The sequence below is a fragment of the Idiomarina sp. 28-8 genome (assembly GCF_000320945.2).
GTDB classification, from domain to species: Bacteria; Pseudomonadota; Gammaproteobacteria; order Enterobacterales; family Alteromonadaceae; genus Idiomarina; species Idiomarina loihiensis.
Genome location: NZ_DF266793.1, coordinates 1 through 25,729, shown reverse-complemented (window position 1 = coordinate 25,729; position 25,729 = coordinate 1). Strand labels below are relative to the sequence as shown.

The 25,729-nt window shown below is 47.1% G+C and carries 26 protein-coding genes; 8 read left to right on the top strand and 18 right to left on the bottom strand.

Features of this window, described 5'->3' with window-relative positions; genetic code table 11:
- Positions 1 to 27 precede the first annotated feature (27 nt).
- Together RJ32_RS12200 and RJ32_RS12195 are read right to left on the bottom strand one after the other, a co-directional pair.
- Positions 28 to 945, bottom strand: coding sequence for a histone deacetylase family protein (locus RJ32_RS12200; protein WP_034822589.1), 918 nt, complete (start codon positions 943 to 945; stop codon positions 28 to 30).
- Between the two features lie 2 nt (positions 946 to 947).
- Positions 948 to 2,789, bottom strand: a complete 1,842-nt coding sequence (locus RJ32_RS12195) for a GNAT family N-acetyltransferase (protein ID WP_011235523.1) — start codon at positions 2,787 to 2,789, stop codon at positions 948 to 950.
- A gap of 166 nt (positions 2,790 to 2,955) precedes the next feature.
- On the opposite strand from RJ32_RS12195, the gene RJ32_RS12190 reads away from it, so the two are divergent.
- A complete protein-coding gene (locus RJ32_RS12190) occupies positions 2,956 to 4,179 on the top strand; it encodes an Nramp family divalent metal transporter (RefSeq protein WP_034822587.1) in 1,224 nt (407 codons plus the stop codon).
- A gap of 39 nt (positions 4,180 to 4,218) precedes the next feature.
- Here the strand turns inward: RJ32_RS12190 and RJ32_RS12185 are convergent, their stop codons facing one another.
- The gene (locus RJ32_RS12185) at positions 4,219 to 5,214 is read right to left on the bottom strand and encodes a DUF4382 domain-containing protein (protein ID WP_034822585.1); all 996 of its coding nucleotides are present in this window, start codon (positions 5,212 to 5,214) and stop codon (positions 4,219 to 4,221) included.
- A 207-nt stretch (positions 5,215 to 5,421) separates the two neighbouring features.
- Here RJ32_RS12185 and maoP point away from each other — a divergent pair, with 207 nt between their 5' ends.
- Positions 5,422 to 5,787: a DUF413 domain-containing protein gene (maoP, locus tag RJ32_RS12180; RefSeq protein ID WP_011235520.1), complete on the top strand. Its 366-nt coding sequence runs from the start codon at positions 5,422 to 5,424 to the stop codon at positions 5,785 to 5,787.
- On the opposite strand, the gene RJ32_RS12175 is transcribed toward maoP, so the two are convergent.
- The 12 genes from RJ32_RS12175 to cutA all read right to left on the bottom strand — a co-directional run bounded on the left by RJ32_RS12175 (position 5,771) and on the right by cutA (position 18,222).
- Complete coding sequence (locus tag RJ32_RS12175; protein ID WP_034822583.1) at positions 5,771 to 7,549, bottom strand: bifunctional diguanylate cyclase/phosphodiesterase; 1,779 nt, start codon at positions 7,547 to 7,549, stop codon at positions 5,771 to 5,773. The genes maoP and RJ32_RS12175 overlap by 17 nt on opposite strands.
- A gap of 73 nt (positions 7,550 to 7,622) precedes the next feature.
- Positions 7,623 to 8,906: a phosphoribosylamine--glycine ligase gene (gene purD, locus RJ32_RS12170; RefSeq protein ID WP_034822581.1), complete on the bottom strand. Its 1,284-nt coding sequence runs from the start codon at positions 8,904 to 8,906 to the stop codon at positions 7,623 to 7,625.
- An 18-nt stretch (positions 8,907 to 8,924) separates the two neighbouring features.
- Positions 8,925 to 9,752: a class I SAM-dependent methyltransferase gene (locus RJ32_RS12165; protein WP_034822579.1), complete on the bottom strand. Its 828-nt coding sequence runs from the start codon at positions 9,750 to 9,752 to the stop codon at positions 8,925 to 8,927.
- A gap of 86 nt (positions 9,753 to 9,838) precedes the next feature.
- Positions 9,839 to 11,395 (bottom strand): bifunctional phosphoribosylaminoimidazolecarboxamide formyltransferase/IMP cyclohydrolase, encoded by a 1,557-nt coding sequence (purH, locus tag RJ32_RS12160; protein WP_034822577.1) that lies wholly within the window; start codon positions 11,393 to 11,395, stop codon positions 9,839 to 9,841.
- A gap of 78 nt (positions 11,396 to 11,473) precedes the next feature.
- Positions 11,474 to 11,767 (bottom strand): DNA-binding transcriptional regulator Fis, encoded by a 294-nt coding sequence (fis, locus tag RJ32_RS12155; protein WP_011235515.1) that lies wholly within the window; start codon positions 11,765 to 11,767, stop codon positions 11,474 to 11,476.
- A 7-nt stretch (positions 11,768 to 11,774) separates the two neighbouring features.
- Entirely contained in the window at positions 11,775 to 12,746 is a 972-nt protein-coding gene (dusB, locus tag RJ32_RS12150; RefSeq protein WP_034822575.1) for a tRNA dihydrouridine synthase DusB, read from the bottom strand.
- Positions 12,747 to 12,870: 124 nt separating this feature from the next.
- Positions 12,871 to 13,752 (bottom strand): 50S ribosomal protein L11 methyltransferase, encoded by an 882-nt coding sequence (gene prmA, locus RJ32_RS12145; RefSeq protein ID WP_034822573.1) that lies wholly within the window; start codon positions 13,750 to 13,752, stop codon positions 12,871 to 12,873.
- 3 nt (positions 13,753 to 13,755) lie between these two features.
- A complete protein-coding gene (gene accC, locus RJ32_RS12140) occupies positions 13,756 to 15,105 on the bottom strand; it encodes an acetyl-CoA carboxylase biotin carboxylase subunit (protein ID WP_034822571.1) in 1,350 nt (449 codons plus the stop codon).
- Positions 15,106 to 15,125: 20 nt separating this feature from the next.
- The gene (gene accB, locus RJ32_RS12135) at positions 15,126 to 15,581 is read right to left on the bottom strand and encodes an acetyl-CoA carboxylase biotin carboxyl carrier protein (protein WP_011235511.1); all 456 of its coding nucleotides are present in this window, start codon (positions 15,579 to 15,581) and stop codon (positions 15,126 to 15,128) included.
- Between the two features lie 14 nt (positions 15,582 to 15,595).
- Complete coding sequence (aroQ, locus tag RJ32_RS12130) at positions 15,596 to 16,054, bottom strand: type II 3-dehydroquinate dehydratase (RefSeq protein WP_034822569.1); 459 nt, start codon at positions 16,052 to 16,054, stop codon at positions 15,596 to 15,598.
- A 144-nt stretch (positions 16,055 to 16,198) separates the two neighbouring features.
- Entirely contained in the window at positions 16,199 to 17,905 is a 1,707-nt protein-coding gene (locus RJ32_RS12125; protein ID WP_034822567.1) for a protein-disulfide reductase DsbD, read from the bottom strand.
- Positions 17,902 to 18,222: a divalent-cation tolerance protein CutA gene (gene cutA, locus RJ32_RS12120; protein ID WP_011235508.1), complete on the bottom strand. Its 321-nt coding sequence runs from the start codon at positions 18,220 to 18,222 to the stop codon at positions 17,902 to 17,904. Before cutA ends, RJ32_RS12125 begins: the two co-directional genes overlap by 4 nt.
- A gap of 164 nt (positions 18,223 to 18,386) precedes the next feature.
- Between cutA and RJ32_RS12115 the strand changes: the two genes are divergently transcribed.
- The 3 genes from RJ32_RS12115 to RJ32_RS12105 all read left to right on the top strand — a co-directional run bounded on the left by RJ32_RS12115 (position 18,387) and on the right by RJ32_RS12105 (position 21,013).
- The gene (locus tag RJ32_RS12115) at positions 18,387 to 18,677 is read left to right on the top strand and encodes a co-chaperone GroES (protein ID WP_011235507.1); all 291 of its coding nucleotides are present in this window, start codon (positions 18,387 to 18,389) and stop codon (positions 18,675 to 18,677) included.
- Between the two features lie 57 nt (positions 18,678 to 18,734).
- Positions 18,735 to 20,381: a chaperonin GroEL gene (gene groL, locus RJ32_RS12110; RefSeq protein WP_011235506.1), complete on the top strand. Its 1,647-nt coding sequence runs from the start codon at positions 18,735 to 18,737 to the stop codon at positions 20,379 to 20,381.
- A gap of 125 nt (positions 20,382 to 20,506) precedes the next feature.
- Entirely contained in the window at positions 20,507 to 21,013 is a 507-nt protein-coding gene (locus RJ32_RS12105) for a DUF3016 domain-containing protein (RefSeq protein WP_011235505.1), read from the top strand.
- Here the strand turns inward: RJ32_RS12105 and priC are convergent.
- The gene (priC, locus tag RJ32_RS12100) at positions 20,994 to 21,314 is read right to left on the bottom strand and encodes a primosomal replication protein PriC (protein WP_011235504.1); all 321 of its coding nucleotides are present in this window, start codon (positions 21,312 to 21,314) and stop codon (positions 20,994 to 20,996) included. The genes RJ32_RS12105 and priC overlap by 20 nt on opposite strands.
- Entirely contained in the window at positions 21,311 to 22,357 is a 1,047-nt protein-coding gene (gene epmB, locus RJ32_RS12095; protein ID WP_034822564.1) for an EF-P beta-lysylation protein EpmB, read from the bottom strand. The genes priC and epmB overlap by 4 nt, the downstream gene beginning before the upstream one ends.
- 108 nt (positions 22,358 to 22,465) lie before the next feature.
- Here epmB and efp point away from each other — a divergent pair, with 108 nt between their 5' ends.
- The 3 genes from efp to RJ32_RS12080 all read left to right on the top strand — a co-directional run bounded on the left by efp (position 22,466) and on the right by RJ32_RS12080 (position 24,526).
- Positions 22,466 to 23,035 (top strand): elongation factor P, encoded by a 570-nt coding sequence (efp, locus tag RJ32_RS12090; RefSeq protein ID WP_011235502.1) that lies wholly within the window; start codon positions 22,466 to 22,468, stop codon positions 23,033 to 23,035.
- Positions 23,036 to 23,041: 6 nt separating this feature from the next.
- Complete coding sequence (gene epmA, locus RJ32_RS12085) at positions 23,042 to 24,019, top strand: EF-P lysine aminoacylase EpmA (protein ID WP_034822562.1); 978 nt, start codon at positions 23,042 to 23,044, stop codon at positions 24,017 to 24,019.
- Positions 24,020 to 24,121: 102 nt separating this feature from the next.
- Entirely contained in the window at positions 24,122 to 24,526 is a 405-nt protein-coding gene (locus RJ32_RS12080) for a MerC domain-containing protein (RefSeq protein ID WP_011235500.1), read from the top strand.
- Here the strand turns inward: RJ32_RS12080 and trmA are convergent.
- A complete protein-coding gene (trmA, locus tag RJ32_RS12075) occupies positions 24,523 to 25,623 on the bottom strand; it encodes a tRNA (uridine(54)-C5)-methyltransferase TrmA (RefSeq protein WP_034822560.1) in 1,101 nt (366 codons plus the stop codon). The two genes, RJ32_RS12080 and trmA, sit on opposite strands and share 4 nt — an antisense overlap.
- Between the last annotated feature and the right edge of the window lie 106 nt (positions 25,624 to 25,729).

Here is a 25,729-nt window from a genome sequence, read left to right as displayed (position 1 = left end):
TTTAGGCGCTATTTAAGCCTTAGCTAATTAGAGCAAGCCTTTTAAATGCGCAACCACGCTGCGGCCTAAAGCGCTGAGATTATACCCGCCTTCCAGGCAAGATACGATACGGCCGTCGCAATGATTATCGGCAATTTCTTTCAGTTTGAGGCTTATCCAGTGGTAGTCTTCTTCTTTCAATAAGAACTGCGACATGTCGTCTTCGGCGTGGCCGTCAAACCCTGCAGAAATCAGCATGAGTTGTGGAGCAAAGTCATCTAACGCCTTAAACCACTTTTGGCTAACGGCTTCTTGCCATTGTGGGCCTTTGCATCCTGCGGGTAAGGGAACGTTGTGGATATTGTCGGCGCTGGTGTCTTCGCCGGTAAAGGGGTAAAACGCCTGCTGAAAAGACGAACAAAATAAAATACGCTCATCGCTCTGAACAATGTCTTCTGTTCCATTGCCGTGGTGCACGTCAAAGTCGACAATGGCAACGCGTTCAAGCCCGTGCGTTTCCAGAGCATGGTAAGCGGCAATAGCAACATTATTGAACAGGCAGAAGCCCATCGCTTTGTCGCGGGTGGCGTGGTGTCCGGGCGGGCGCACGGCACAAAAGGCCTGCTTGTTGTAAGTGGTCAGTACATCATCCACTGCATTGATGGCGGCTCCGGCAGCCTTCAGGGCGGCGGCTTTACTGCCTGCGGTTATTAAGGTGTCCGGATCAATCCACTCGTGGTCGTACTCCGGAATTTGCGCGAAAACAAAATCGACATGCTCTTTGGTATGGGCTCTGTAAATAGCCTCAAGTGGCGCGTCGGAAGCGTCTTTTCTGACCAGAACAAAGTCCATTCCGGAGCGGATCAATTGGTCGTTAATGGCCGCTATGCGAGCCGGGCACTCTGGGTGTTGTTCATCCGGAATATGCTCCAGGCAATCTGAATGACTAAAAACAACGATAGACATAGCTAGTCTGCGTCCTCGTTCAGCTCGAGTTTCAGCAGCACTTCTCCGGGCTCTTCACTGGGTAGGCGCTTAAAGCCTCCGCGCTCGAACACGCTGAGCATGGGCTTATTAGCTGCCAGAACATAGGCCTGCATACTGTCCAGCTTGCGTTCTTTGGCAATACGGATCATTTCATCCAGTAACATGCCCGCCATGCCCCGCCCCTGATACTTCTCACGGGTAACAAAAGCCACTTCACAGCTATTTTGAGACTCAATGAAGTAGTAACGTCCTACGGCCTGAATTTGAACCGCTGAGCCCTTCTGGCGAACAATACAAAGGGCCAGGTCTCTGGACTGATCAACGCTGACCAAATTACAGGATTTTTCCCGGGTCATATTGGTGGGCACTGCGTTGTATCGTAACTGCAGGGTTTCTTTGGTATGAGAGTAGAAAAACTCCTGCAATCGTCGTTCGTCTGATGGATAGAGAGGTCTTAAGTCGAAAGACTCATTATTAATTTTTAGCTTTTTAAAGCCGATGTCACCAAGTTCAGGCACATCGACAGGGGTTTGTTGCTGATAGTTGGGCACCCAGTAGTGTTTGCGTACTTCCTGTAACAGATGGCTACGGAATTTAGGGTGGGCAACACGAATCAGCTCTAATGCGCGTTCGCGGATACTTTTTCCGCGCAGCGACGCCACCCCAAATTCGGTTACGACATAATGCACGTGCCCTCGCGTGGTGACCACTCCGGCTCCTTCACGAATAAAAGGCACAATGCGCGATACTTTGCCGTCTTCGGTGGTTGACGGCAGAGCAATGACGGGCTTACCCCCCTTACTTAAGGAAGCGCCACGACTGAAGTCAACTTGCCCGCCAATACCGCTATAAAACTGATGTCCTATGGAGTCGGAAACAATCTGTCCGGTTAAGTCCACTTCAATGGCGCTATTAATAGCCACGAGTTTGTCGTTGCGGGCGACATTGGCCGGTGAGTTAACGTACTCACTAGGGTAAAAACCAACGTGGGGGTTGTGATCAACAAAGTCATACAGAGCTTTAGAACCCATACAAAAACTGGTGACGATTTTGTTCGGGTGAAAGGTTTTTTTACGATTGTTGATGACCCCTTTGAGCATAAGGTGCATAACATCGTCAGTGATAAGCTCACTGTGAATGCCAAGATCTTTGTGATTGCTCAGGTAACGCAGTGCCGCCGCGCAAATGGTACCCACACCAATTTGCAGAGTCGCGCCATTTTCAACCAGCAAAGCAATGTACTGGCCTATACGTTCAATGATTTTATTGTTTTCCAGGCTTGGCGGCGGCAGCTCCGGTAGTGGCGCCGCATGTTCCCAAAAATGGTGAATCTGGTTCGTGTGCAGAAACGACTGTCCATAGGTAACCGGCATATTAGGGTTAACCTGCGCTATTACCGTATTGGCAGACTTAGCTGCCGCGGCAACCACATCAACCGACACGCCCATAGAATGGTAGCCGTACTTGTCGGCGGGGCTGACCATAATTAAGGCCGCATCCAGCGGCAGAATTCCGTTACTGAACAAATTCGGAATGTCGGAAATAAAGCTGGGAGTGTAATCTGCGCGTCCTTCGTTAACCGCAGTTCGTACTGTATCCCCACCAATAAAAAAGGTGTTTACCTTAAAGAGTTGCTGATACTGCGGACCTGCCCATTTGTTATCAGACAGCGTCATTAACTGCACAATTTCAATATCGTGCAGGTTTTTCGAATTTTCTATCAGGTCATCAATAAGGGCCGTAGGCACCGCTGCGTGAGAACCTATAAAGATTCTCTGCCCGGATTTCAGTATTTTTGACCAGTCTAATTTTGTCTTTGTCATAGCACTGTTTTACCGCAGTGAGGTGTTTTGTGCAATCCTCTAAAGTGAGATAGACTCAGCGGTTAAATTACCGTCAAACGGACATGCTTCCCATGCAAAATAAAAACAATAAATGGGTTACTCATAAATTTAACTTTTCTGTTGTCTCCGGGGAACAGGGATATTTATGTTGAAACTGTCTAACTTTGGGCCGGGTGCCCTGGTCGCCGCGGCTTTTATTGGTCCGGGTACGGTGGTTACCGCATCATTAGCTGGCGCTAATTTCGGCTATGCACTGCTGTGGGCATTGCTATTTTCCGTTGTCGCCTGCGTCATTTTGCAGGAAATGTCTGCCCGTATTGGTTTGGTAACTCAAGCTGGCCTGGGCGAGAATATTCGTAATAATTTAACCTCGGGCTGGCTTCGGTGGCTGGCGTTGTTGCTCATTTTTAGTGCTATTGCTATTGGCAACAGTGTCTATCAGGGGGGCAACCTTTCCGGGGCTAGCCTGGGTGCAAGCGAACTGCTTGGATCGGTACCTGTACTTGATGTCTGGCTGAGTAATGCCTGGGCACTTGTCATTGGTATTATTGCGCTATTGATACTCTGGTCCGGGAATGCCCGCGTGATAGAGCGAGCTCTTATTGTTATGGTGCTGCTAATGAGCGTGGCTTTTATTGGTACGTTTCTATTAACAGACCCTGACTGGGGGGCGGTATTCACTGGTACCTTTGGTTTTTCCATGCCTACCGGAGCGACTTTAACGGTCGTGGCTCTAATTGGCACAACCGTGGTTCCTTATAATATTTTCCTGCACGCATCCAGTGTTTCAAAAAAATGGAAAACGGCAGAAGAACTGCCTGCCGCGCGGCGTGATCTCTTCCTATCTATTCCTTTTGGTGGCCTTATTTCTATGGCTATTGTGGCTACGGCCGCCTCAGCTTTTTTTGGTCAGCAAATTGAGATAGAAAGCGCTGGCGACCTGGCTGAATCTTTAAGACCATTGTTTGGAGACGGAGCCACCTACTTAATGGCAATAGGGCTGTTCGCTGCGGGTATTTCGTCGGCAACAACCGCGCCTTTAGCCAGTGCTTATGCACTCTGCGGAATTATGGGCTGGTCCGTTAATTTACGCAGCAGAGCTTTTCGGATTATCTGGTTCACGATTCTGGTAATTGGCATTATTATTTCCAGCGTTGGTATTAAGCCCGTAACTGTTATCTGGTTTGCACAGGTGGCTAATGGCATCTTGTTGCCCATAATAGTCGGATTTCTCTGGTGGCTTTGTCAAAGTCCTCTGTTGGGAAAATATCGCAACTCACTGCTGCAAAATATTTTAGCCGCAATTATTTTTCTGATTTCTGTAGTGCTGAGTGGCAGAAGTCTTGGTTCCGCTTTTGGGTTTTGGTAGGTAAAAGCTACGTCCCTGTAGCTTTATTTTAATTTGAGGTTACTCGCTGGCGGCACCAACAAACTCCAGTTCTTGTGGTTCGCTGGACGCTTCAATACTGACATTTTCAGCAAATAGGAAATTAATTTCGTCATCGGCTTCAGGGTCGTCGTCACCGTTACAGGTTAGCGCGGCTGTGTAGTCTCCTGCGGCAATAAACCCAAGCGAAAAGTCGTAGGTACTAACGCCATCAAAGTAAACCGCTGTGCTGGCATACGGCGTATTTTCTTCCGAACCGCCGTTATCAGCCAGAGTTGCTTCGTCAAGATCACTGCCTTCGTATAAATACACGTAAGCTACTGGCTCATCTGTGTTTTCCGGTGCCACGGTGCAAGTGTCGTTAAACAGCAGTGCGCCTTCAGCGACGGTTCCTTTCAGGTGTCCGACCGCAGAATTATCAACTAAACGAACGCCTCTGGGTTTAAGAATATAGTGGCTTTGGCCTACCGGATTTGTCATTGAGTTGCGTAAGTCAAACTCGACAGTAAAGTTAAGGTTGCCACCGGCATCGGCAATAAAGCCGTCTAGTTTAAGTTCATTAGAAGGGACTTGAATACTCACCTTCTCGGCTTCGCCGTCACCATTTGTGTCGGTCATAATGTATGAGCCATCCGCCATAACCAGTCTTAGTTGACCGTATTGTCCGGCTGCTATTTCAGCATCTTCCAGAAACATCATTGAATCGTTGCCGGTGAATTCTAATAAGTTAATACCTATGGTGTTGGCTATGGGCTGGCCTTCCTCATTAGTACAAAGATCATTTTCTTCAGGAGCCTCGATATCTTCACCAACTGTGAAAGTCCGCGGAGAGCTGCCATTTCCCGTAAGCTCAATGGCATTAAAGCAGGCGACAACAGATTCTGCATTGTCGACAGGGGCGTCACTGATACCTAAAGAGAACTGAGCGACATCGTTAGTGTCATTACTATCTGATCCTCCGCATGCAGCCAGACCTAATGTAGCGGTAGCCAGAGTTGTTAACATTAACTTATTCATAGTGCTCTTCCTTTTACTCGCGAAATAATTTGAAACAAAGTGACATATTTGATTACGTGAGGCTAATTTATAGATGCTGTAAAAATTTGTTAAAAGGCATTTTACAAAAATTTTCATTGACAAAATTCTGAGTTAGCTCTATATCGTCTTTGTCGTATACAACGACAGACTTTTGTTCGGTTTTTAGTCTGTAGGAAGGGCTTACCCATGACCAAGATGACCCGTGAATCACTGTTAAAGAAACCGTTTAACGATTTCCGCAACTATCCTTATGGCTTTTCACGCTCCGGCGACTTTTCAATTCGTGAAAGCGATGCATTGACTCATTATGGTTGTTTGATTACAGCCATGCTGAACGGTGAATTTAAGCCGACGTTAAAAGAAGACATTGAATTACTGGCCGCGTGCAAAGGTGAGCAAGCTCCGGTAAGTACTGTAGAAAAGGTTTGGGCCAAGTATCAGGCACGAATTCATCGCCCTAAAGTTGCCAGTATGTATGGTCGGGGTAAATTTGCTGATGACACTTTCAGTTCAGCCTCGGACACCGAAGATGACCTTATTGTTGAGGACTGATTTGGCGTAAACGTCTGGGTTTTTGGCGGTGGCACATGTAGCAACGGCTGCCGTCAGATTGTTTCGCTTCTTTTTTGGCTTCACTGGCCAGCAGTGCGACATCGTGATGCGATAAACACTCGGAAGGATCAGGCTGAACAACTCCTATAGCAAGGCCCAGTAAAGGGTAAAAAACCGGCGTACCGTTTCGGGATAACGCTTTTATGCCTCCTAAATCAATGTGTTCCTGATGATAAAAGCGGGTAATATCCTGCTCAAAGTCTCTGATAATTTTATTACATTGCTCTTCGGTTTGTTCTTTATCTATGTCTTTGAAAATGGCCACAAAGTCGTCCCCGCCAATGTGGCCAATGAAATGACCATGCCTGAATAGTTGCTTTTGCAGTATCTGCGCCAGCCATTTGATAATTTGATCGCCTTGTTCGTACCCATAAATGTCGTTATAGGGCTTGAAATGGTTCAGATCAAAGTAGGCGACGTGGAATGATCGTACTCGGGAAAGTTGTTCTTCAATAATTTGGTTAATGGCAACGTTGCCCGGCAGTTGGGTTAGGGGGTTAGCATGTCGTGCATTGTTAACTTTTAATTCGGTGATTCTGCGTAATAGGTTTTTAATGGATGCCACACCGTAGTAAACATCGCTTTTAGTCACAATAATGTGCTGATAAATATCGACTTCGTCGTTATCGGTAATAAGCTGGCTCACCTCTTCCAGCGACGTTTGCCAGTCAACGGAAAGAGGGTGTTCGTCCATTATGTATGAAACCGGTTTGTTGGCATAAAGTGCATGACCGTAGGAACCGGAAAAGAACTCCATAATTTTTTCTCTGCGAATAATTCCGGCGACTTTCTTCTCATGAATAACGGGCAGGGAAGATAAGGTTTTGTCCTGTGTAAAGGTATCAAGTACCTCCGATGAGCGCGTATGAGCTGATACGCAATGAATGGTATCAACCACGCTGGCGATAGTGCTTTGGTAGTTTAATGCAACATGATGATGCGGTAATAGTAGTGAGGACGGAACCTTCAACACCGGATAAGGCGCGGGCCTGCCAAGCAGGAAGCCCTGACAATAATTAACGCCCATAACCTGCAGTTGTTCAAGCTCATCTGGCGTTTCAATGCCTTCCACGACAACTTTTGTGCGCAGACTGGTGGCTAGCGATAAGATACTTTGTACAAATTCTCTTTTTACAGAGGACTTTTCAATAGAATGAATAAAGTATCGATCAATTTTCACATAGTCAGGACGTAATTCTGACCAGAGTTTCAGACCTGAATAGCCGGCACCTAAGTCATCAATTGCTATCATAAACCCCAGTTTTTGATAGTGAATAATGGCGTGTTTTAAGTTCTTGGTGTCTTCAATTGGATAGCGCTCTGAAATTTCGATAACGATTTGTTCCGGCGCTATGCCGAATTGCTGAGACAAGCGTAACGTTGAGCCATGAGGGTGGCTGTCGTCCTGCAACACGTTAGGGTTTACGTTAAGAAACAGCTTTCCCTGCATAGCGTTTTTTTGAAACGCTTCCATAGCTGCCGAGCGACAGGCTAGTTCCAGTTCAGACAGTAACTGTGCCTGGCTGGCGAGAGAAAATAGGCGATCCGGGAATTCAAGTGGATGTCCTTTAGGCCCGCGAATAAGAGCTTCGTGGCCAATAACAATTCCACGGGAAGTGTCCATAACGGGCTGGAATAGAGGATAAAGCTGTTTGTCCTGAATAAGGCTAAGCAGCTCTTTAGTTAAATCAGACCCTGACATGGAACCCCCTGTTACAGCACAACATAAAAGCTTAGTTTTATTTTATGACAGTGCTATGACAGGAGGTAAGTATTTAGCCTTCGCGTTTTATTGCGCGGTGAGCGATATCAGTACGGTAATAGACGTTATTCCAGCTCACTTGATCAACCAGTTGATATGCTAGTTTTTGTGCTTCTGTAACAGTGTCACCCAAAGCCGTACAACACAAAACTCGACCACCACTAGTGACCACTTTACCGTTATCCATTTTAGTACCGGCGTGGAATACTTTCTGGTTTTCAGGTGCGTGATCCGGCAAACCGTGAATGACGTCACCTTTCGCATAGCTTTCAGGGTATCCGCCAGCGGCCATAACCACACCAACTGCGGCACGCTCGTCAAAGTCGATAGGTGCCTGGTTGAGTTTGCCCTCAATTGCCTGGAGGCAAAGTTCGACAAGATCAGACTTCAGCCGCATCATAATGGGCTGAGTTTCCGGGTCACCAAAGCGACAGTTGTATTCCAGAACTTTGGAGGTGCCGTCTTCAGCTATCATTAAACCCGCGTATAGGAAGCCTTTGTAAGGCGCACCTTCTGCAGCCATTCCGTCCACTGTAGGCTTAATGACATGACGCATAACCCAGTCATGGATGGCCGGAGAAACGACCGGAGCCGGAGAGTAGGCGCCCATACCACCAGTATTTGGGCCTTTGTCATCGTTATCACGGGCTTTATGATCCTGGCTTGAGGCAAAAGGTATTGCATGTTTACCGTCAACCATCACGATAAAGGAGGCTTCCTCGCCACGTAAAAACTCTTCGATAACCACGCGATGCCCGGCATCGCCGAAACGGTTACCGGCCAGCATGTCGTCGATAGCGGCATCTGCCTGTTCCTGACTTTCGGCAATAATAACGCCTTTGCCAGCGGCAAGTCCGTCGGCCTTAATGACAATAGGAAGACCTTTTTCAGCGACATAAGCTTTAGCAGGCTCAACCTCGGTAAAGTTTTGGTAGTCGGCGGTAGGTATGCTGTGACGCTGCAAAAAGTCTTTGCTGAAGGCTTTAGAGCCTTCTAACTGTGCAGCCTTTGCGGTTGGGCCAAAGGCTGCCAGTCCGGCTTCGTTAAAGCGATCAACAATACCGGCAACGAGCGGTGCTTCAGGGCCAACGATAGTCAGTTCAATGTCTTCGCTTTTAGCAAAGTTGAGCAAACTCTCAATGTCCTCAGCACCAATAGCAACATTCGTCAGGTTTGGCTCACGCTCTGTACCTGCATTACCGGGTGCAACATAAACGCAGTCAACTTGGTTTGATTGTGCTGCTTTCCACGCCAGAGCGTGTTCACGGCCTCCGCCGCCAACGACCAATACTTTCATAAGGTTAGCTTTGTCCTGTTAGTCTGTAACGGGTTTGCGAAACTTCAGGGTGAAACGATCGCTTTCACCAATGGCTTCATATTTTTCTTTATCTTCATCACCCAGAGTTAGGGTTGGAGGTAAAGTCCATACGCCTTTAGGGTGGTCGGCTGTATCTTTCGGGTTTGCGTTGATTTCGGCACTGGCGACAAACTCAAAGCCTGCTTGCTCGGCTAAGTCTATAACCCAGCTTTCTTTCACATAACCTGAGTCTTTAAAGGCTTCTGCATCTGCCGATTCGGGCAAGCGATGATCAACGATACCCAGCATTCCGTTAGGCTTTAATGTTTGATGAAAATGACGGAAAGCTTGCAGCACGCCGTCTTCACCTTCCTGCATGTACCAGTTATGCAAGTTACGGAACGTTAAGATACGATCCGCACTTCTTGGTGGTGCAAGATCGGTATCTTCGCCTGGAGAGAATTCGGTTAATTCTACATTCCCATAAATTGGATTCGTGGTGAGTTTTTCTTTAAAGTTTTCCAGTGAACGCTGGTAGTAGTCACTGTCTGAGTTCTCCGGGAAGTGAGCTGTGTAAAGCTGTCCTTCGTCGGCAAGGTAAGGTGCCAGTATTTCAGTGTACCAACCGCCGCTCGGCCAAATTTCAACGACCGTCATATTTGGCTCTAATTCAAAGAACTCTAAGGTTTCTTTGGGGTGGCGAAACTCGTCACGAGCCTGATACTTGTCAGTACGTGATTCATGGTCAACAGCGGCTTGCAAAGAGTCGGCTTCAGGAGCCGGCGAACAGGCGCTAAGGGCGCTTGCTAGTGCAATGGCGGAAACAGAAGTTATTATTTTTTTCATACTATCACCTGTAGAGTTGAGAACTAGCCTATAAGACTAGCCCCCAAATGTTACTGACGCAATGCTGCAGTTATCAGCAAAGGTGCTTAGTGACGGAAATGTCTCATGCCGGTAAATACCATCGCAATACCGTGTTCATTGGCAGCAGCTATGATTTCTTCGTCGCGGATAGAACCGCCCGGCTGAATAATAGCGGTAATGCCGGCTTCCGCTGCGGCGTCAATGCCATCACGGAACGGGAAGAAAGCATCCGACGCCATGACCGAACCTGGTACGCTGAGGTTTTCATCAGCGGCTTTAATACCCGCAATTTTGGCACTGTAAACCCGGCTCATCTGGCCTGCACCAACACCTATGGTCATACCGTCTTTGGCATAAACAATGGCATTCGACTTAACAAACTTAGCGACTTTCCAGCAGAACAATAAGTCGGTCATCTGTGCTTCGGTTGGCTGTTTTTCGGTGACGACTTTAAGGTCGTCCTGAATGAAGTCCTGATTATCTGTGTCCTGGACCAGTAAGCCGCCGTTGACGCGCTTGTAGTCCAGTTGTTCAACAGAGTCCGACCACTCACCGCATTCCAGTAAGCGAACGTTCTTTTTGCCGGCAACAGCTGCCTTGGCGCTTTCGCTGACGCTCGGAGCGATAATAACTTCCACAAACTGACGCTCAACAATAGCGGTTGCGGTTGCTTCATCCAGCTCGCGGTTAAAAGCAATAATGCCACCAAATGCGGAGGTTGGGTCGGTTTTAAAGGCGCGGTCATACGCGTCAGTAATGGATTCACCTATTGCAACACCGCAAGGGTTCGCGTGTTTAACAATAACGCAGGCTGGTTCAACAAAGCTCTTTACGCACTCAAGCGCCGCGTCTGTGTCGGCAATATTGTTAAAGGATAACGCCTTGCCCTGAATTTGAGTGGCGCTGGAAACGGTACCTTTTGGCGCATTGCGCTCAGTATAAAATGCCGCCGACTGATGCGAGTTCTCGCCGTAGCGTAAATCCTGCTTTTTCGATACCTGCAGGTTCAACGTACGCGCAAAGTCGTTTTCGCTAAGCTGCTTACCAAGGTAATTTGCAATCATGCCATCATATTGAGCGGTATGCTCAAATGCTGCTACCGCTAAGTCAAAGCGAGTGCTGTGGCTGACTCCATTGTGCTCGTTGAGCTCAGCAAGCACGCGCTGATAGTCATTGGCATTGACAACAATGGTTACGTCTTTGTGGTTTTTAGCTGCTGCACGAACCATAGTCGGACCGCCAATATCGATATTCTCAATAGCGTCTTCCAGAGAACAGCCTTCTTTAGCAACCGTTTCAGCAAAGGGATACAGATTCACTACAACCATATCGATAGGAGCAATATTTTGCTCCTGCATAACATTCTGGTCGACATCGCGGCGACCTAAAATACCGCCATGAACCTTAGGGTGCAGTGTCTTTACCCGCCCGCCCATAATCTCTTCCTGACCGGTATGTTCAGAAACATCAATAACGGCAATGCCTGAGTCACGAAGCAGTTTGGCTGTACCGCCTGTAGAGAGAATTTCAATGTTCTTTTTAGCCAAAGCTTGAGCGAATTCAACAATACCGGTTTTATCAGAAACACTGATTAAAGCGCGTTGGATTGGACGGGTTTCCATTGTTTTGCCTTTCTATACTGAGTTAACTTACGGGGAGGTCAATAAAAAAAGGGCGCCAAAAGGCGCCCAAAAAACTTCTTAATTCATGCCGTATTTTTTCAGCTTCTTGCGTAAGGTGCCGCGGTTAATGCCTAACATGGTTGCGGCGCGGGTTTGATTACCCCGGGTGTAAGTCATGACTTCTTCCAGTAACGGTGCTTCTACTTCAGATAGCACTAACTCGTAAAGTTCTTCAGGATCCTGACCATCAAGCTGACGCAAAAAACTGTTCAATGCTTGTTTTACGGAATCACGCAGTGGCTTTGGCTGTGCGTTATTGCCGATAGTGGTTAGGGGAGATACGTTCTCACGACTAGGGTTTTGATCAAACATAATGCGCTTATCTCTTCTCTACAGTGACAAAATAATCTTCAAGTGCCTTAAGTTGCTCGCTGGCATCCTCAAGACGATTAAATGTTTGCCTGAATTCATCATTGCTGGCTTTTTCTTTTAAATACCAACCAACGTGTTTCCGGGCGATTCTGACACCCTGGTAACTGCCGTAAAATTCGTGCAGTTTGCCAACGTGATGAATAACGGTCTCAGCCACTTCGGTTAAGGACGGCGGGTTTAGCTCCTGTCCTGTTTCAAGAAAATGAGCTATTTCTCTAAACAGCCAGGGATTACCCTGCGCGCCGCGACCAATCATAATGGCGTCGGCTCCGGTGTACTCTAAAACCTGTTGAGCCTGAAGTGGTGTACGGATATCGCCGTTAGCCACTACCGGGATAGAAACAGCCTTCTTAATTGCCTTAATGGTGTCGTATTCCGCAATGCCTTTGTACATGCAGGCACGAGTACGACCATGAATGGCAAGAGACTGAATACCGCAGCGTTCTGCCAGCTGCGCTATATCAATACCGTTTCTGTGTTCAGGATCCCAACCGGTTCTGGTTTTCAGTGTTACCGGAACGTCAACAGCTGCAACCACAGCTGTTAATATCTCTTCTACTAACCCGGGATGCTGCATAAGCGCCGAGCCAGCCATCTTCTTGTTTACCTTTTTCGCCGGGCAGCCCATATTTATGTCAATAATCTGCGCACCCATACTCACATTCACGCGCGCTGCTTCGGCCATTAATGCCGGTTCCGAGCCCGCTATCTGCACAGCACGAATGCCCAGCTCTCCCGAATGATCCATGCGTTGCCTGGATTTATCGGTCTGCCATACCTTGGGGTTACTGGACAGCATCTCTGATACTGTAAGCCCAGCCCCCGTGCTGTAACACAGCTGACGGAACGGCTGATCAGTAACTCCAGCCATGGGAGCTAATATGACCTGATTGTCGAGTTGATATGGACCAATCCGCATCGGTTAAAAACTACTCAGCGAAAGGGTGAGGAATTTTAGGGAATTTGCGCAATAAAGAAAAGGCTATTTATTACGCAATTTGAGTCTTTTTTTCATTTTTTACTATTGACAAAGCGTACGCTTGTTAACCAACGCGGGTGCCGCTGAGCATTGCCCAGTCGCCGTCTATAGTCGGGGTATCGAATTTTATGTGGGGTTGGTAAGCCTCAATAACCCCTTCTATTTGCCGTTCCAGTATACCGGATAAAACCAGTTGTCCGCCGGGGGCAACAAAGCCGAGTATGGTATCAGCTAGCTCTCGTAAAGGGCCGGCGAGGACATTGGCAAGTACCAGGTCCACCTGGGTTTCAGGTTGCTGGCTGGGTAGGTAAAGGCTGAATTTATCGCCCACCTTATTACGCTCAGCGTTATCTTTGGTCGCAATCAGCGCCTGTTGGTCAATATCAATGCCAATTACGTGCTCTGCTTTAAATAGTAATGCGGCAATGCCTAATATTCCTGAGCCACAACCGAAATCCACCACGGTTTTTCCGGTTGGTGGGTTGGCGTCTATCCAGCGCAGACACATAGCGGTTGTTGGGTGTGTTCCGGTACCAAAAGCCATGCCGGGGTCGAGCAAAATATTAACGGCTTCAGGTTTTGGTATCTCCCGCCAGCTGGGGCAAATCCATAAATTCTCGCCAAACTGAATAGGGTGGAAGTTATCCATCCATTCGCGTTCCCAGTCTTTATCTTCCAGTGCATCAACTTTGTACTGCAAGTCGCTGCCGAAAATGTTGGACTGTTTCAGGTTAGCAGTAATGGCTTTGATGTCCGCGTCGGCGTCAAATAAGCCCGTGGCTAGAGTGTGCTCCCACAATATAACGTCGCCGGGGCGGGGTTCAAAAATGGGCGTGTCGGCGCCGTCGCGGTAAGTTACCGCCTGAGCGCCGTTAGCCATGAGCATGTCACCAACCTGGGGCGCATGCTCTTCACTACAGGAAAGGGTGAGTTGTATCCAGGGCATTAATTAATGCCCGCCTATACCGAGTTTTTTCTCAAGGTAGTGAATATTGGTGCCACCGTGCTGGAAGTTTTCATCTGCCATAATCGACTTTTGCAGAGGAATATTGGTTTTAATGTCTTCGATGATCAATTCATTTAAGGCATTACGCATACGGGCAATAGCAATATCACGGTTTTCGCCGTAAGTAATCAGCTTACCTATCATCGAGTCATAGTTCGGCGGTACTTTGTAATCCGCGTAAACGTGTGAGTCCCAACGCACACCAAAGCCACCCGGAGAGTGGAAGCGGGTAATAGTGCCCGGCGACGGTGTAAAGGTTTCAGGGTCTTCGGCGTTAATCCGGCATTCAATTGCATGACCACGAATGACAACGTCTTCCTGACTGACCGAAAGCTGACGACCGGCCGCAATGCGCAGCTGCTCTTTAATCAAGTCGATACCTGTGACCATCTCGGTAACCGGATGCTCAACCTGAATACGGGTGTTCATTTCAATGAAATAGAATTCACCATTTTCGTACAAGAATTCAAATGTACCAGCGCCACGGTAGCCCAGCTCTACACAAGCTTTGGCACAACGCTCACCAATAAATTTACGCATTTCAGGGGTGATACCCGGCGCAGGTGCCTCTTCAACCACTTTCTGGTGGCGGCGCTGCATCGAGCAGTCGCGTTCACCTAAATGAATGGCATTGCCTTGTCCATCGGCCAGAACCTGAATCTCCACATGGCGAGGGTTTTCAAGGAATTTTTCCATATAAACAACAGGATTACCGAAGGCAGCGCGAGCTTCGTTCTGAGTCATAGTGATAGAGCTGAGCAATTCTCTCTCTTCGCGTACAACTCGCATACCACGACCACCGCCGCCGCCTGCTGCTTTAATAATAATTGGGTAACCAATGCGCTTAGCAAGCTTCTTATTACGTTCGTCGTCGTCATCCAGAGGGCCATCCGACCCCGGAACGCAAGGAACGCCGGTTTTTTTCATTGCTTTAATGGCCGACACTTTGTCGCCCATAAGACGGATAAGATCCGGCGTGGGGCCAACAAAAATGAAGCCAGACTGTTCAACTTGTTCAGCAAAATCGGCGTTTTCCGCCAGAAAGCCGTAACCCGGGTGAATAGCTGCTGCATCCGTAATTTCAGCTGCGCTGATAATACGGGGAATGTTCAGGTAGCTTTCGTTTGCTGGCGCTTTACCTATGCAAATTGCTTCGTCTGCAAGTAAAACGTGTTTAAGGTTTCTATCAACCGTTGAATGAACTGCCACTGTTTTAATGCCGAGCTCTTTACAGGCTCGCAGTATGCGCAGTGCAATTTCGCCACGGTTGGCAATGACCACTTTATCTAACATGACAAATACCTGCGGTTACTTTATTCGATGATAAACAGTGGCTGATCAAATTCAACCGGCTCTTCGTTATCTACTAAAATCTGTTTAACGACACCGGATTTGTCTGCTTCAATCTGGTTCATCATTTTCATTGCCTCAATAATGCACAGTGTTTCGCCGGCATTAACGCGAGAGCCAACAGTAACGAAAGGTTTTGCATCAGGGGATGGAGCTTCGTAGAAGGTTCCAACCATAGGCGAGCGAACAACGTGACCGCTAATTTCTTCGCTTGCTGGTTCTGCCGCTGGCTGGCTTGCCGGAGCTGATTGTGGCGCTTGCTGAGGGGCGTGTTGCGGTTGTGGCGCGTATTGCATCGGTGCAGGCTGCGCACTGTAACGATTAATCCGAACTGACTCTTCGCCCTCGGTAATTTCCAGTTCTGCTACGCCAGATTCTTCAACGAGCTCGATCAGTTTCTTAATTTTTCGGATATCCATGCTAACGTCTACCTTTAGTTATCTGTGTTGTTCAATGTAGTTAAAGCTGCTTGTAATGCGTATTCATAACCACGGGCGCCAAGCCCGCAGATAACGCCGTCGGCCACGTCCGCCAAATACGAATGGTGGCGGAAGCTCTCACGGCGATAAATATTGGAAAGGTGCACTTCAATAAAAGGGATTTTCACAGCCAATAACGCATCGCGTAATGCCACACTGGTGTGTGCGTAGGCTGCCGGATTAATCACAATATAATCTACAGAGTCTTTGGCGGCTTGCTGGATCCAGTCAATTAACTGGTGTTCAGCATTGGACTGACGAAAATCGAGTGCTGTTGCGTTTTGTTTAGCAATGGCTCCCAATGAGTCAGCGATATCATCCAGGCTTTGCTTACCATAAAGCTCTGGTTCACGCTGCCCCAGTAAATTTAGATTCGGGCCATTGAGCACTAATATTTTAAAACGTTCTGCCATTGTGCCGCCATTTGCTGTGAAGTTACGAAAACTATTAAAAGTGACCACAACTTTCAGTTTGGGTTCCTATAACAACAGTATTATAGGGAAAAAAAGCAAGATTGCAGCACTTTACTGGTCTTATCAGCGCATTTAGGCACAAGTTTACTCGGAAACTATCTTTTCCAGATGCTTTTTGAAATCTTCAGCGTTCATATAACCGGTCACCCGGTATTCAGAGCGTTCTTTGCCTTCCGGGTCAAAGAACAGAATAGTGGGCAGACCCAGCACCTTGTAGCGACTCAGAATTTCCACGTCTTGCGCATTATTGCGGGTAACATCGGCCTGAATAAGTTTAAATTTCTGAAATTGCGTCTGAACCTGTTCATCAGAAAAGGTGTACTGCTCGAATTCTTTGCAGGCCACGCACCAGTCAGCGTAAAGGTCTAGCATTACCCAACGGTCACTCTCTGCTATTTGTTGCTGTATGTCGCTTACATTACTGACAACAGTAAAAAGACCGTGACTTTTTTGTTCCAATTGCGCTTTATTAACCTGCCAGTAACTGCCTGTAGTAGCTGCCGCTGCCAGAAATACAACAGTGATAACTTTTGTGGTGGTGCGAAGCGGTTGGCTTATCGAAACAGCCAGAGATACGGCGGCAAGAATAAAGTAGAAAATCCATAGCCACATACTGATACTGGTCGGAATAAGGCGCTCAATTAAGAATAAGGTAACTGCCAATAACAGCCAACCGAAGAACTGCTTAACTACGTTCATCCATGCGCCGGCTTTGGGCAGAAGCTTGCCGCCACTTAAGCCAAATAGAATAAGCGGCACGCCCATCCCCAGGCTTAATGCGTAAAGAATAGCGACGCCGCTTACCATATCGCCCGATTGCGCAATAAAGAGTAACGCCCCTGACAAGGGGGCTGTGGTACAGGGTGATGCTACCAGGCCGGAAATAGCGCCGATAATAAAGACGCCAACGATATTGCCTCCGCTTTGCTGGCCGCTAAAGCTTTGCAGTTTTGACTGCCAGCTAATAGGAAGCTGCAGCGTATAAGCTCCGAACATACTCAAAGCAAAAAGAGCGAACAACGCTGCCAGAACGATTAACACCACCGGATGCTGAAAGTAAGCCTGATACTGCATACCCGCTGATGCCACAACCAGGCCTAATAAAGAATAGGTAATGGCCATACCCTGAACGTATATAAAGGAAAGCCAAAGTGTGTTTTTCCAGTTACGTTCACGGTTGCCCAGCACAACGCCGGATAAAATGGGGTACATAGGAAACACGCAGGGGGTAAAAGCTAAGCCAATACCCAAAGCAAAAAAGAGTAACAATGTAATGACTAAATGTTGTTCACCTATACCGAACAGGCTGCTGTCGGTGTTTGGCGGTGCGGTGGCGGGGGCCGTTTCACTAGTACTGGAGAGTTTAATCTGCTTTTCAGTGGGCGGGTAACATAACCCCGCATCTGCGCAGCCCTGATACTGAACGGTAATGGTGTCGCCGGAAAACTCCGGGTTAAGTGTAAAAGACCACTCAACGTAGTTGCGGTATACAATTGACTCGCCAAAAAATTCATCGCTATGAGACTCGCCTTGCGGGAGTTCGGGTTCTGCTGCTAATGCATTTTCGGGAACCACCTTAAAGCGGTGTTGATACAAATAGTACTCGGGAGCGACAACCCAACTGACCGTCACTTTGCTGTCATTAACTTCGCTGTCGAAATCAAAAGCCTGATCTACCGATAAAAACTGATTGTCCTGCTGGAATGGATTCGACTGCACACTATGCGCTGGCGCAACGACGGCAAAAACCAGGGTTAAGGCTGCGAGACATGTGATGAATCTTTGTATCATTTAACTGAGTCCTGTATCCACGTCAGATAATCGGGTAAACCATCTTCAATATTGATGCTTATTAATTCTGGAGAATCGTAAGGGTGAATAGCACTGATGGTACTTTTTATGTCACTGAAACGTTCCGCAGTCGATTTTATCAGTAAAAGCCACTCCTGGTCTTCATGCAATTCGCCCTGCCAGGAGTAAATAGAGGTCATATTAGGCACTATGTTGACGCAGGCCACTAGCTTTTTTTCGAGCAGAGAACGCGCCAGCTGTTTAGCCGAGTCAGAACTGTCTGTGGTGCATAAAATCAATTGTGGTTGCTGAGTCATAGAACCTCCCTATAGCGCCTGTCAGTTTTGCAAATTAGCATAAAAATTTTTGAGCTTCCCCCTTGATAACAAAAATTCCTCCCCCATTTAATGTGCACACACATTTTTATCCGCCCCTTAGGGGTATTAACCACTAACAACAATAGGTTGAGGAGTTATCAACAATGAAACTTCGTCCTTTACACGATCGAGTCATTATTAAGCGCACCGAAGTCGAAGCGAAATCGGCTGGCGGCATTGTTCTGACTGGTTCTGCGGCAGAAAAATCTACTCGCGGTGAAATCGTAGCAGTAGGCAAAGGCCGCATTCTGGATAACGGTGAGGTACGTGCACTAGACGTAAAAGCTGGTGACAAAGTGCTGTTCAATGAAGGCTACGGTGTTAAAACCGAGAAAATTGACGGTGAAGAGTACTTAATCATGAGCGAAAGCGACATTCTGGCTGTTGAAGAATAAGACGTCAGAAACGCTTACTAGCACAACCGACTAAACGAATTTAAGAGGAAAGCAAAAATGGCAGCTAAAGAAGTCAAATTTGGTAACACAGCACGTCAAAAAATGCTGAAAGGCGTTAACATTCTTGCTGATTCAGTAAAAGTGACGCTGGGTCCAAAAGGTCGCAACGTTGTATTAGATAAGTCTTACGGTTCTCCTGTTATCACCAAAGACGGTGTGTCTGTTGCGAAAGAAATCGAGCTGGAAGATAAGTTCGAGAACATGGGCGCGCAGATGGTTAAAGAAGTGGCGTCTAAAGCAAATGACGAAGCGGGTGACGGTACAACAACCGCAACCGTTCTGGCTCAAGCCATTGTTAACGAAGGCTTGAAGTCAGTAGCCGCAGGCATGAACCCGATGGATCTTAAGCGCGGTATCGACAAAGCGGTTATCGCTGCAGTTGAAGAGCTGAAGAAAATTTCTCAGCCTTGTGCCGACAGCAAAGCCATTGCTCAGGTAGCGACTATTTCTGCAAACGCTGATCACACTATTGGCGAAATCATTGCTCAGGCAATGGACAAAGTAGGCCAGGAAGGTGTTATCACCGTTGAAGAAGGTCAGGCACTGACTGACGAGCTGGACGTTGTTGAAGGTATGCAGTTCGACCGTGGTTACTTGTCTCCTTACTTCATTAACAACCAGGAAAGTGGTTCGGTTGAATTAGACAACCCGTTCATTCTTCTGATTGATAAGAAAATCTCTAATATCCGCGAGTTACTGCCGGTATTAGAAGGTGTTTCTAAAGCCGGTAAACCTCTGCTGATTATTGCTGAAGACGTTGAAGGCGAAGCGCTGGCAACTCTGGTTGTGAACAATATGCGTGGCATCGTTAAAGTTGCTGCGGTTAAAGCACCAGGCTTTGGCGACCGTCGTAAAGCTATGCTGCAGGACATTGCTGTTCTGACTGGCGGTACTGTGGTTTCTGAAGAAATTGGTATGGAGCTGGAAAAAACGCAGCTGGAAGACTTAGGTACTGCGAAGCGCGTTGTGATTACTAAAGACAACACCACTGTTGTTGACGGTAATGGCGACGATACCGCTATCGACGGTCGTGTTAACCAAATCAAGCAGCAGATGGAAGACACTACGTCTGACTATGACCGTGAAAAACTGCAAGAGCGTCTGGCTAAGTTAGCTGGCGGTGTTGCGGTGATTAAAGTCGGCGCTGCTACTGAAATGGAAATGAAAGAGAAAAAAGCGCGCGTTGAAGATGCGTTGCATGCAACTCGTGCAGCTGTTGAAGAAGGCGTGGTACCTGGTGGTGGTGTTGCTTTGGTTCGCGCTGCGAGCAAACTGGCAGAACTGCGTGGTGACAACGAAGAACAGAACGTTGGTATCCGTTTAGCCCTGCGTGCGATGGAAGCGCCGTTGCGTCAAATCGCAATGAACGCTGGCGCCGAAGGTTCTGTGGTTGCTAACAACGTACGTGCTGGCGAAGGTAACTATGGTTACAATGCCGGTAACGACACTTACGGCGATATGCTGGAAATGGGTATTCTGGATCCAACCAAAGTGACCCGTTCGGCACTTCAGTTCGCGGCATCTGTTGGCGCACTGATGATCACCACCGAAGCAATGATTGCTGACATCCCACAAGATGACAACGCAGGCGGCATGCCTGGCGGCGACATGGGTGGAATGGGCGGTATGGGCGGCATGATGTAAGCCTCCCAACGCACTTTTGAAAAGGGGAGCCTTGATGGCTCCCCTTTTTTTTATGGAATTTTTTTCATTATTTGTGTTCTAACCTAGAGATGACACCCTTGGCGATTGTATGGGAGGAAGATAGCATGCGTGTTCAAGGTATAGTGGGAGCGGCGTTATTAGCCTGTAGCTTTACAGCATATGCTGGTACGGCTGAAGTTTCCTGGAAAGATGTTGATAGTTACACAGATATTCGACCGGCCGATGGCTTACGTGATCGGTACCAGAAAAAGGTGATGGATAAGCTGACTGAGCATTTTCAGGAGTTGGCGGCAAAGCTTCCTGAAGATCAGAAGCTGGAAATTACCGTAACAGACGTTGATTTAACCGGCCGGGTTGAACCGACATTTGGACGCTCGAGTTCAAATTACGTGCGCATTGTTCGGGAAATTGACTTCCCTAGAATGGAATTTGATTATCGTTTAATGAGTAACTCAGGAGAAGCTGTAAAGGAAGGCCAGGCTCACGTAAAAAATATGGGGTTTAATTACGACAGCCTGGCATCACGGATGAGACGGGATGACTTATATTTTGAAAAGCAGATGCTGACTCAGTGGTTCGAAGAAACCTTTGTTAACCAGCCTGACGAATAGCTTTAAGACGAGCGAGAGTTTCAGTCATCAACTGTAATTGTTGTACCAGTAACTGCAACTGCTGCTCGTTTTCTTTGTCCTGCTGCCATTTTTCAAAGTTGGCAGCAATTTCATTAAGGTAGGGCTGAAAACGGTTGCCTGTGCTTTCAAATACCGTTTGCTCGGCGAAAACGCCCTGGAACTTGGCTTTGCCTTGTTGACGCAGATCGTCAAGGTACTGGTCTGCATCAATAACTTGACGATACAGTTGCTGAAGATGATCCTGCAGTTTGCTTTCTACACTTTCCAGGTTATCGCTCATAGTTTTTCCTCTGTTAATGTATTAGTGCCGTCCGGCATGATAGCGGTTTTACTGAGTTCACCAGCTTCCTCTCTGACCAGGCGAGGAACCAGAAACCCAGGTAATTCATGAGTCATTTTTTGCCACAAGGCTTGCGCCTTCTCGTCACTAACCGCGAAATGGCTGGCGCCTTCAACTTTGTCCAGCTGGTGCAAATAGTAGGGCATAACCCGGGCACTAAATAACGTTTCACTAAGCTCAATAAGCGCGGTTAAATTATCATTTACTCCGCTGAGCAAGACGCTCTGGTTCAGTAAATGGATACCCGCGTGGTGCCAGTCATCGAGTGCCCCGGCTAACTCAGGAGAAATCTCATTTGCATGATTCGCATGAAGCACTAAGACGCTTTGCAAACGACTGTTGCTGAGCACTTCTTTAAGCTTATGCGTCAGGCGGGAGGGTATCACGACTGGCAACCGGCTATGAATACGTAAACGGGTGAGTTGGGGCAATAATTCAAATTCGTTAATCAACCCTTTAAGCCGCTCGTCCTTTGCCATTAGAGGGTCGCCGCCGCTCAGAATCACCTCATTAATTTCCGGGTGTTGTCGGATGTACTCCAGTGTCTCCGTTAGTTGGCGTTTGCTGAAGGTTAATTCGTCGTAAGGAAAGTGACGCCGAAAGCAATAACGGCAATTGACTGCGCAACCGCCTTGCAGTATCAACAATACTCGGCTTTTATACTTGTGCAGAAGACCATTTACGGGGCCTTGCTGTTCTTGCAGAGGGTCGGTGCTGTAACCGGGCTCTGACTCAAACTCGTTGTGCAAAGGGAGCACCTGACGTAATAATGGATCGTTAGAGTCTCCGACTTGCATTTGCGCAACAAAAGGCTTTGGCACGCGCATAGCAAAGAGCTTACGGGCTTTGATATCCTCACTAAATAATGCGGGATCGAGTTTGAGTGCGCGTAGCAGTTCTTCTGGCTGGGTATAGGCTTGTTTCAGCTCAAACTGCCAGTCAGGACGATCATTTATAGAGATAGGATACGCTGGCTCAGGCACTACGCCTCCGCGACTGCTGCAAATACTCCATATTTTACCTGAAAAAAGTCGCTATTTGTTTTATTATTGCGCGCAAATGATCAGGCATTTACAAAGGAAAGTCTTGTTATGGCGAATTATAGTACGAGTGAATTTAAAGGTGGTTTAAAAATCATGCAGGACGGCGAGCCATGCTCGATCGTTGAAAATGAAATGGTTAAGCCCGGTAAAGGTCAGGCCTTTAACCGCGTTAAAATTCGCAAATTAATCAGCGGTAAAGTGGTTGAGAAAACCTTCAAGTCGGGCGAATCCGTTGAAGGAGCTGATGTTATTGAGTTGGAACTGTCTTATCTTTATAACGATGGTGAATTCTGGCACTTTATGAATAACGAAACCTTTGAACAAGTTCCTGCCGACGAGAAGGCGGTAGGCGAAGCGGAGAAATGGCTTGTCGAACAAGATGTTTGTACTTTGACTCTGTGGGAAGGGAAGCCAATTAATGTGCAGCCGCCAAACTTTGTTGAATTGGAAATTACTGAAACTGACCCCGGACTTAAAGGTGATACTGCCGGTACTGGCGGTAAACCTGCCACACTGAGCACTGGCGCGGTTGTTCGTGTTCCGTTATTCGTACAAATTGGCGAAGTGATCAAAGTGGATACTCGCTCGGGCGAATACGTTTCCCGCGTTCAAAAGTAAATAGATATGACGACCGACTGGCGGCCAGCAGCAGATTGGTCAGTGCTTGTTAAACGCGCTGATTTCATGCGACAAGTCCGCCAGTTTTTTTATGAAAGGAAGGTAACCGAAGTCGATACGCATTTGTTGTCCCAGTTTGGGGTAACCGATTGTCATCTGAATAATCTCACCACGGAATTCAAGTATCCGCTGGCTTCAGGAAATAGAACACTCTATTTGCAGACCTCTCCCGAATACGCCATGAAGCGAATTCTTGCAGCCTATGGAAAAGATATTTATCAATTGAGCCATGTGGTGCGCGATGACGAAATAGGGCGCTTCCATAATCCGGAATTTACTTTACTTGAGTGGTACCGGGTTGGGTACGACGATATTCAGCTAATTGCTGAAGTTTCAGAGCTGCTGACTGAAGTCTGTGACGCGCCGGAAACTAAAGTCATCACCTACCAGCAGTGTTTTCTTGATTACCTTGGCGAAGACCCTTTGACGACTTGCGGTGTTGAAAACATCAGACAAGAGCTTATTGAACAACCCGCTTTAACGGACTGGATGTCAAAAGAAGACGATGAAAATACCATTCTTCAAGTGGCATTTTCGGAATTAATAGAAGGCCAGTTTCCTGCGGAGATACCGATTTGCATCACCGAGTTTCCAAAGTCGCAAGCTGCTTTGGCCAAAATTGACCAGCATAATCCGCGTGTCTCCAGAAGATTTGAGTTTTATTATCAGGGAGTGGAATTGGCCAATGGTTATAATGAGCTTGCTGATCCAGCTGAGCAACGTCTGCGTTTTAGCCAGGATAATCAACGACGTAAACAGCTGAATTTGCCCACACAACCCGAAGATACTCGTTTATTGGCGGCGTTAGAGTCGGGATTCCCCGCGTGTTCCGGCGTAGCACTAGGGTTCGATCGGCTGCTAATGATTGCCTGTGGAGCGAAATCAATAACCGAAGTGCTGCCTTTCTCTATTCAAACTGCTTGATCAGTATCGCCTGAGAAAACAATTTTTTCTGATCTCCCTTGGCTATTCTTTTCGTATGTTATAATATTACAGCTTAGGTTTATGCAGAAGGTCGTTTCTAGTATGTCAGCAACAGCATCCAAAAATTTGGATAAAGCAGGAATTTGGGTCACCACTTTGTGTGCGATTCATTGCTTATTGCTGCCTGTTATTCTGCCGTTGCTCGCTATGGCGGGTTTAGCCTTTATCGGCGAAGACCTATTGGAAAACACCATTTTAGGCTTCAGTGTTGTTATCGGGCTATTATCTCTTATTAGTGGTGCGCGGAAGCACGGTAAATGGCACCTGCTGTCATTGTTACTACTAGGAGCATTTATCTATTCTCAACGCGATATTCTGGGACACTGGGGTGAACCTGTCATTATTCTATTTGGTGCCGGTCTCATTATTTATGCCCATGTCTCGAACCTTCGCTTAAGCCGCAAGCTTAATTTTTCCTCGGTGGCTGAAGAGCCCGTTCAAGGTTAACTCTTCCTTTCCAGAACAACGCCCGTTTCAATGTGGTCTGTGTAGGGAAACTGATCGAACATTGCCGCTGCAGTCACTTTATGGCTACTGGATAAATCATGAATGTTCTCTGTCAAAGTTTCCGGGTTACAGGAAATATAAATTATTCTTTGATACTGAAGCACCAGCTTCAACGTGTCTTTATCTAAACCCGCTCTGGGTGGATCAACCAATACGGTTTGACAATCAAAACTGTGAATCTCAGCATCAGCCGCCCGTTTAGATTCCAGCTCTCCACTTAACGCTGCACTAAACTCTTCGGCAGACATACGAACAACGGTGACATTTTTAATATTGTTCAATTCTGCGTTCTCGCGAGCCGCCGCAACAGAACTTTTGCTAATTTCAGTAGCTAAAACGCGATTAAAGTTCTCAGCCAGCGGTAAGGTAAAATTGCCGTTGCCGCAGTAGAGCTCTAATAAGTCATGCGAATTGTTGCCCGCGTGGCGTTTAGCCCAACTGATCATTTGCTGATTAATAATGGCATTTGGCTGAGTGAAGCTGTTCTCGGTTTGTAGAGACAGATAGCTTTTTCCATCAACCTTAACTTCTTCAGTGACGCTTTCTTTATATAACACGCGTTTTTGCTTACGAGCTCTTCCTATAACTTCAACCTTAGCTATAGAGGTCAGCGCTTCGCGAAGTTGGATGGCTTCCTGTTCCCATTGGTCATCTAAAGGGCGATGATAGAGTAAAGAGATAATGGCTTCACCGGTGGTGGTAGTCAGGAAATCCACTTGAAACAGTTTGCGACGTAAAACCTCATTCGGCTTTAATAAACTAATAAGCTCTTTCATTAGCTCATTAATAAGCAGGCTCCCTGGTATGAATTCATCCATGCGGATTTTTTCACGCGTTTCAGGGTTAAACATAATGTAGTACAAGTCGTCACCTTCGTGCCAAACCCTAAACTCAGCACGCATTCGGTAGTGACTGGCAAGCGATTCAAACACCTCCACTTCATTAATGTGAAAAGGACGAAACATCTCTCTAACCCGATCTGTCTTCTGTGCGAGTTGTTGTGGGTATTCAGATGTATCGATTCGTTTGTAAGTCATTATGAAGTTACGCCATATTTGCCAGTAATTAGTCAGGCTTCTATTTTACGCATCAATGGCTTTATGTGCCAACGCCCTTTATTCATGTTGGATTTGATCACATTTG

Bases quoted from the DNA above. Each gene is read 5' to 3' on its own strand.
- RJ32_RS12200 (WP_034822589.1), bottom strand. From the start codon at position 945: ATGTCTATCGTTGTTTTTAGTCATTCAGATTGCCTGGAGCATATTCCG.
- RJ32_RS12195 (WP_011235523.1), bottom strand. From the start codon at position 2,789: ATGACAAAGACAAAATTAGACTGGTCAAAAATACTGAAATCCGGGCAG.
- RJ32_RS12190 (WP_034822587.1), top strand. From the start codon at position 2,956: ATGTTGAAACTGTCTAACTTTGGGCCGGGTGCCCTGGTCGCCGCGGCT.
- RJ32_RS12185 (WP_034822585.1), bottom strand. From the start codon at position 5,214: ATGAATAAGTTAATGTTAACAACTCTGGCTACCGCTACATTAGGTCTG.
- maoP (WP_011235520.1), top strand. From the start codon at position 5,422: ATGACCAAGATGACCCGTGAATCACTGTTAAAGAAACCGTTTAACGAT.
- RJ32_RS12175 (WP_034822583.1), bottom strand. From the start codon at position 7,549: ATGTCAGGGTCTGATTTAACTAAAGAGCTGCTTAGCCTTATTCAGGAC.
- purD (WP_034822581.1), bottom strand. From the start codon at position 8,906: ATGAAAGTATTGGTCGTTGGCGGCGGAGGCCGTGAACACGCTCTGGCG.
- RJ32_RS12165 (WP_034822579.1), bottom strand. From the start codon at position 9,752: ATGAAAAAAATAATAACTTCTGTTTCCGCCATTGCACTAGCAAGCGCC.
- purH (WP_034822577.1), bottom strand. From the start codon at position 11,395: ATGGAAACCCGTCCAATCCAACGCGCTTTAATCAGTGTTTCTGATAAA.
- fis (WP_011235515.1), bottom strand. From the start codon at position 11,767: ATGTTTGATCAAAACCCTAGTCGTGAGAACGTATCTCCCCTAACCACT.
- dusB (WP_034822575.1), bottom strand. From the start codon at position 12,746: ATGCGGATTGGTCCATATCAACTCGACAATCAGGTCATATTAGCTCCC.
- prmA (WP_034822573.1), bottom strand. From the start codon at position 13,752: ATGCCCTGGATACAACTCACCCTTTCCTGTAGTGAAGAGCATGCGCCC.
- accC (WP_034822571.1), bottom strand. From the start codon at position 15,105: ATGTTAGATAAAGTGGTCATTGCCAACCGTGGCGAAATTGCACTGCGC.
- accB (WP_011235511.1), bottom strand. From the start codon at position 15,581: ATGGATATCCGAAAAATTAAGAAACTGATCGAGCTCGTTGAAGAATCT.
- aroQ (WP_034822569.1), bottom strand. From the start codon at position 16,054: ATGGCAGAACGTTTTAAAATATTAGTGCTCAATGGCCCGAATCTAAAT.
- RJ32_RS12125 (WP_034822567.1), bottom strand. From the start codon at position 17,905: ATGATACAAAGATTCATCACATGTCTCGCAGCCTTAACCCTGGTTTTT.
- cutA (WP_011235508.1), bottom strand. From the start codon at position 18,222: ATGACTCAGCAACCACAATTGATTTTATGCACCACAGACAGTTCTGAC.
- RJ32_RS12115 (WP_011235507.1), top strand. From the start codon at position 18,387: ATGAAACTTCGTCCTTTACACGATCGAGTCATTATTAAGCGCACCGAA.
- groL (WP_011235506.1), top strand. From the start codon at position 18,735: ATGGCAGCTAAAGAAGTCAAATTTGGTAACACAGCACGTCAAAAAATG.
- RJ32_RS12105 (WP_011235505.1), top strand. From the start codon at position 20,507: ATGCGTGTTCAAGGTATAGTGGGAGCGGCGTTATTAGCCTGTAGCTTT.
- priC (WP_011235504.1), bottom strand. From the start codon at position 21,314: ATGAGCGATAACCTGGAAAGTGTAGAAAGCAAACTGCAGGATCATCTT.
- efp (WP_011235502.1), top strand. From the start codon at position 22,466: ATGGCGAATTATAGTACGAGTGAATTTAAAGGTGGTTTAAAAATCATG.
- epmA (WP_034822562.1), top strand. From the start codon at position 23,042: ATGACGACCGACTGGCGGCCAGCAGCAGATTGGTCAGTGCTTGTTAAA.
- RJ32_RS12080 (WP_011235500.1), top strand. From the start codon at position 24,122: ATGTCAGCAACAGCATCCAAAAATTTGGATAAAGCAGGAATTTGGGTC.
- trmA (WP_034822560.1), bottom strand. From the start codon at position 25,623: ATGACTTACAAACGAATCGATACATCTGAATACCCACAACAACTCGCA.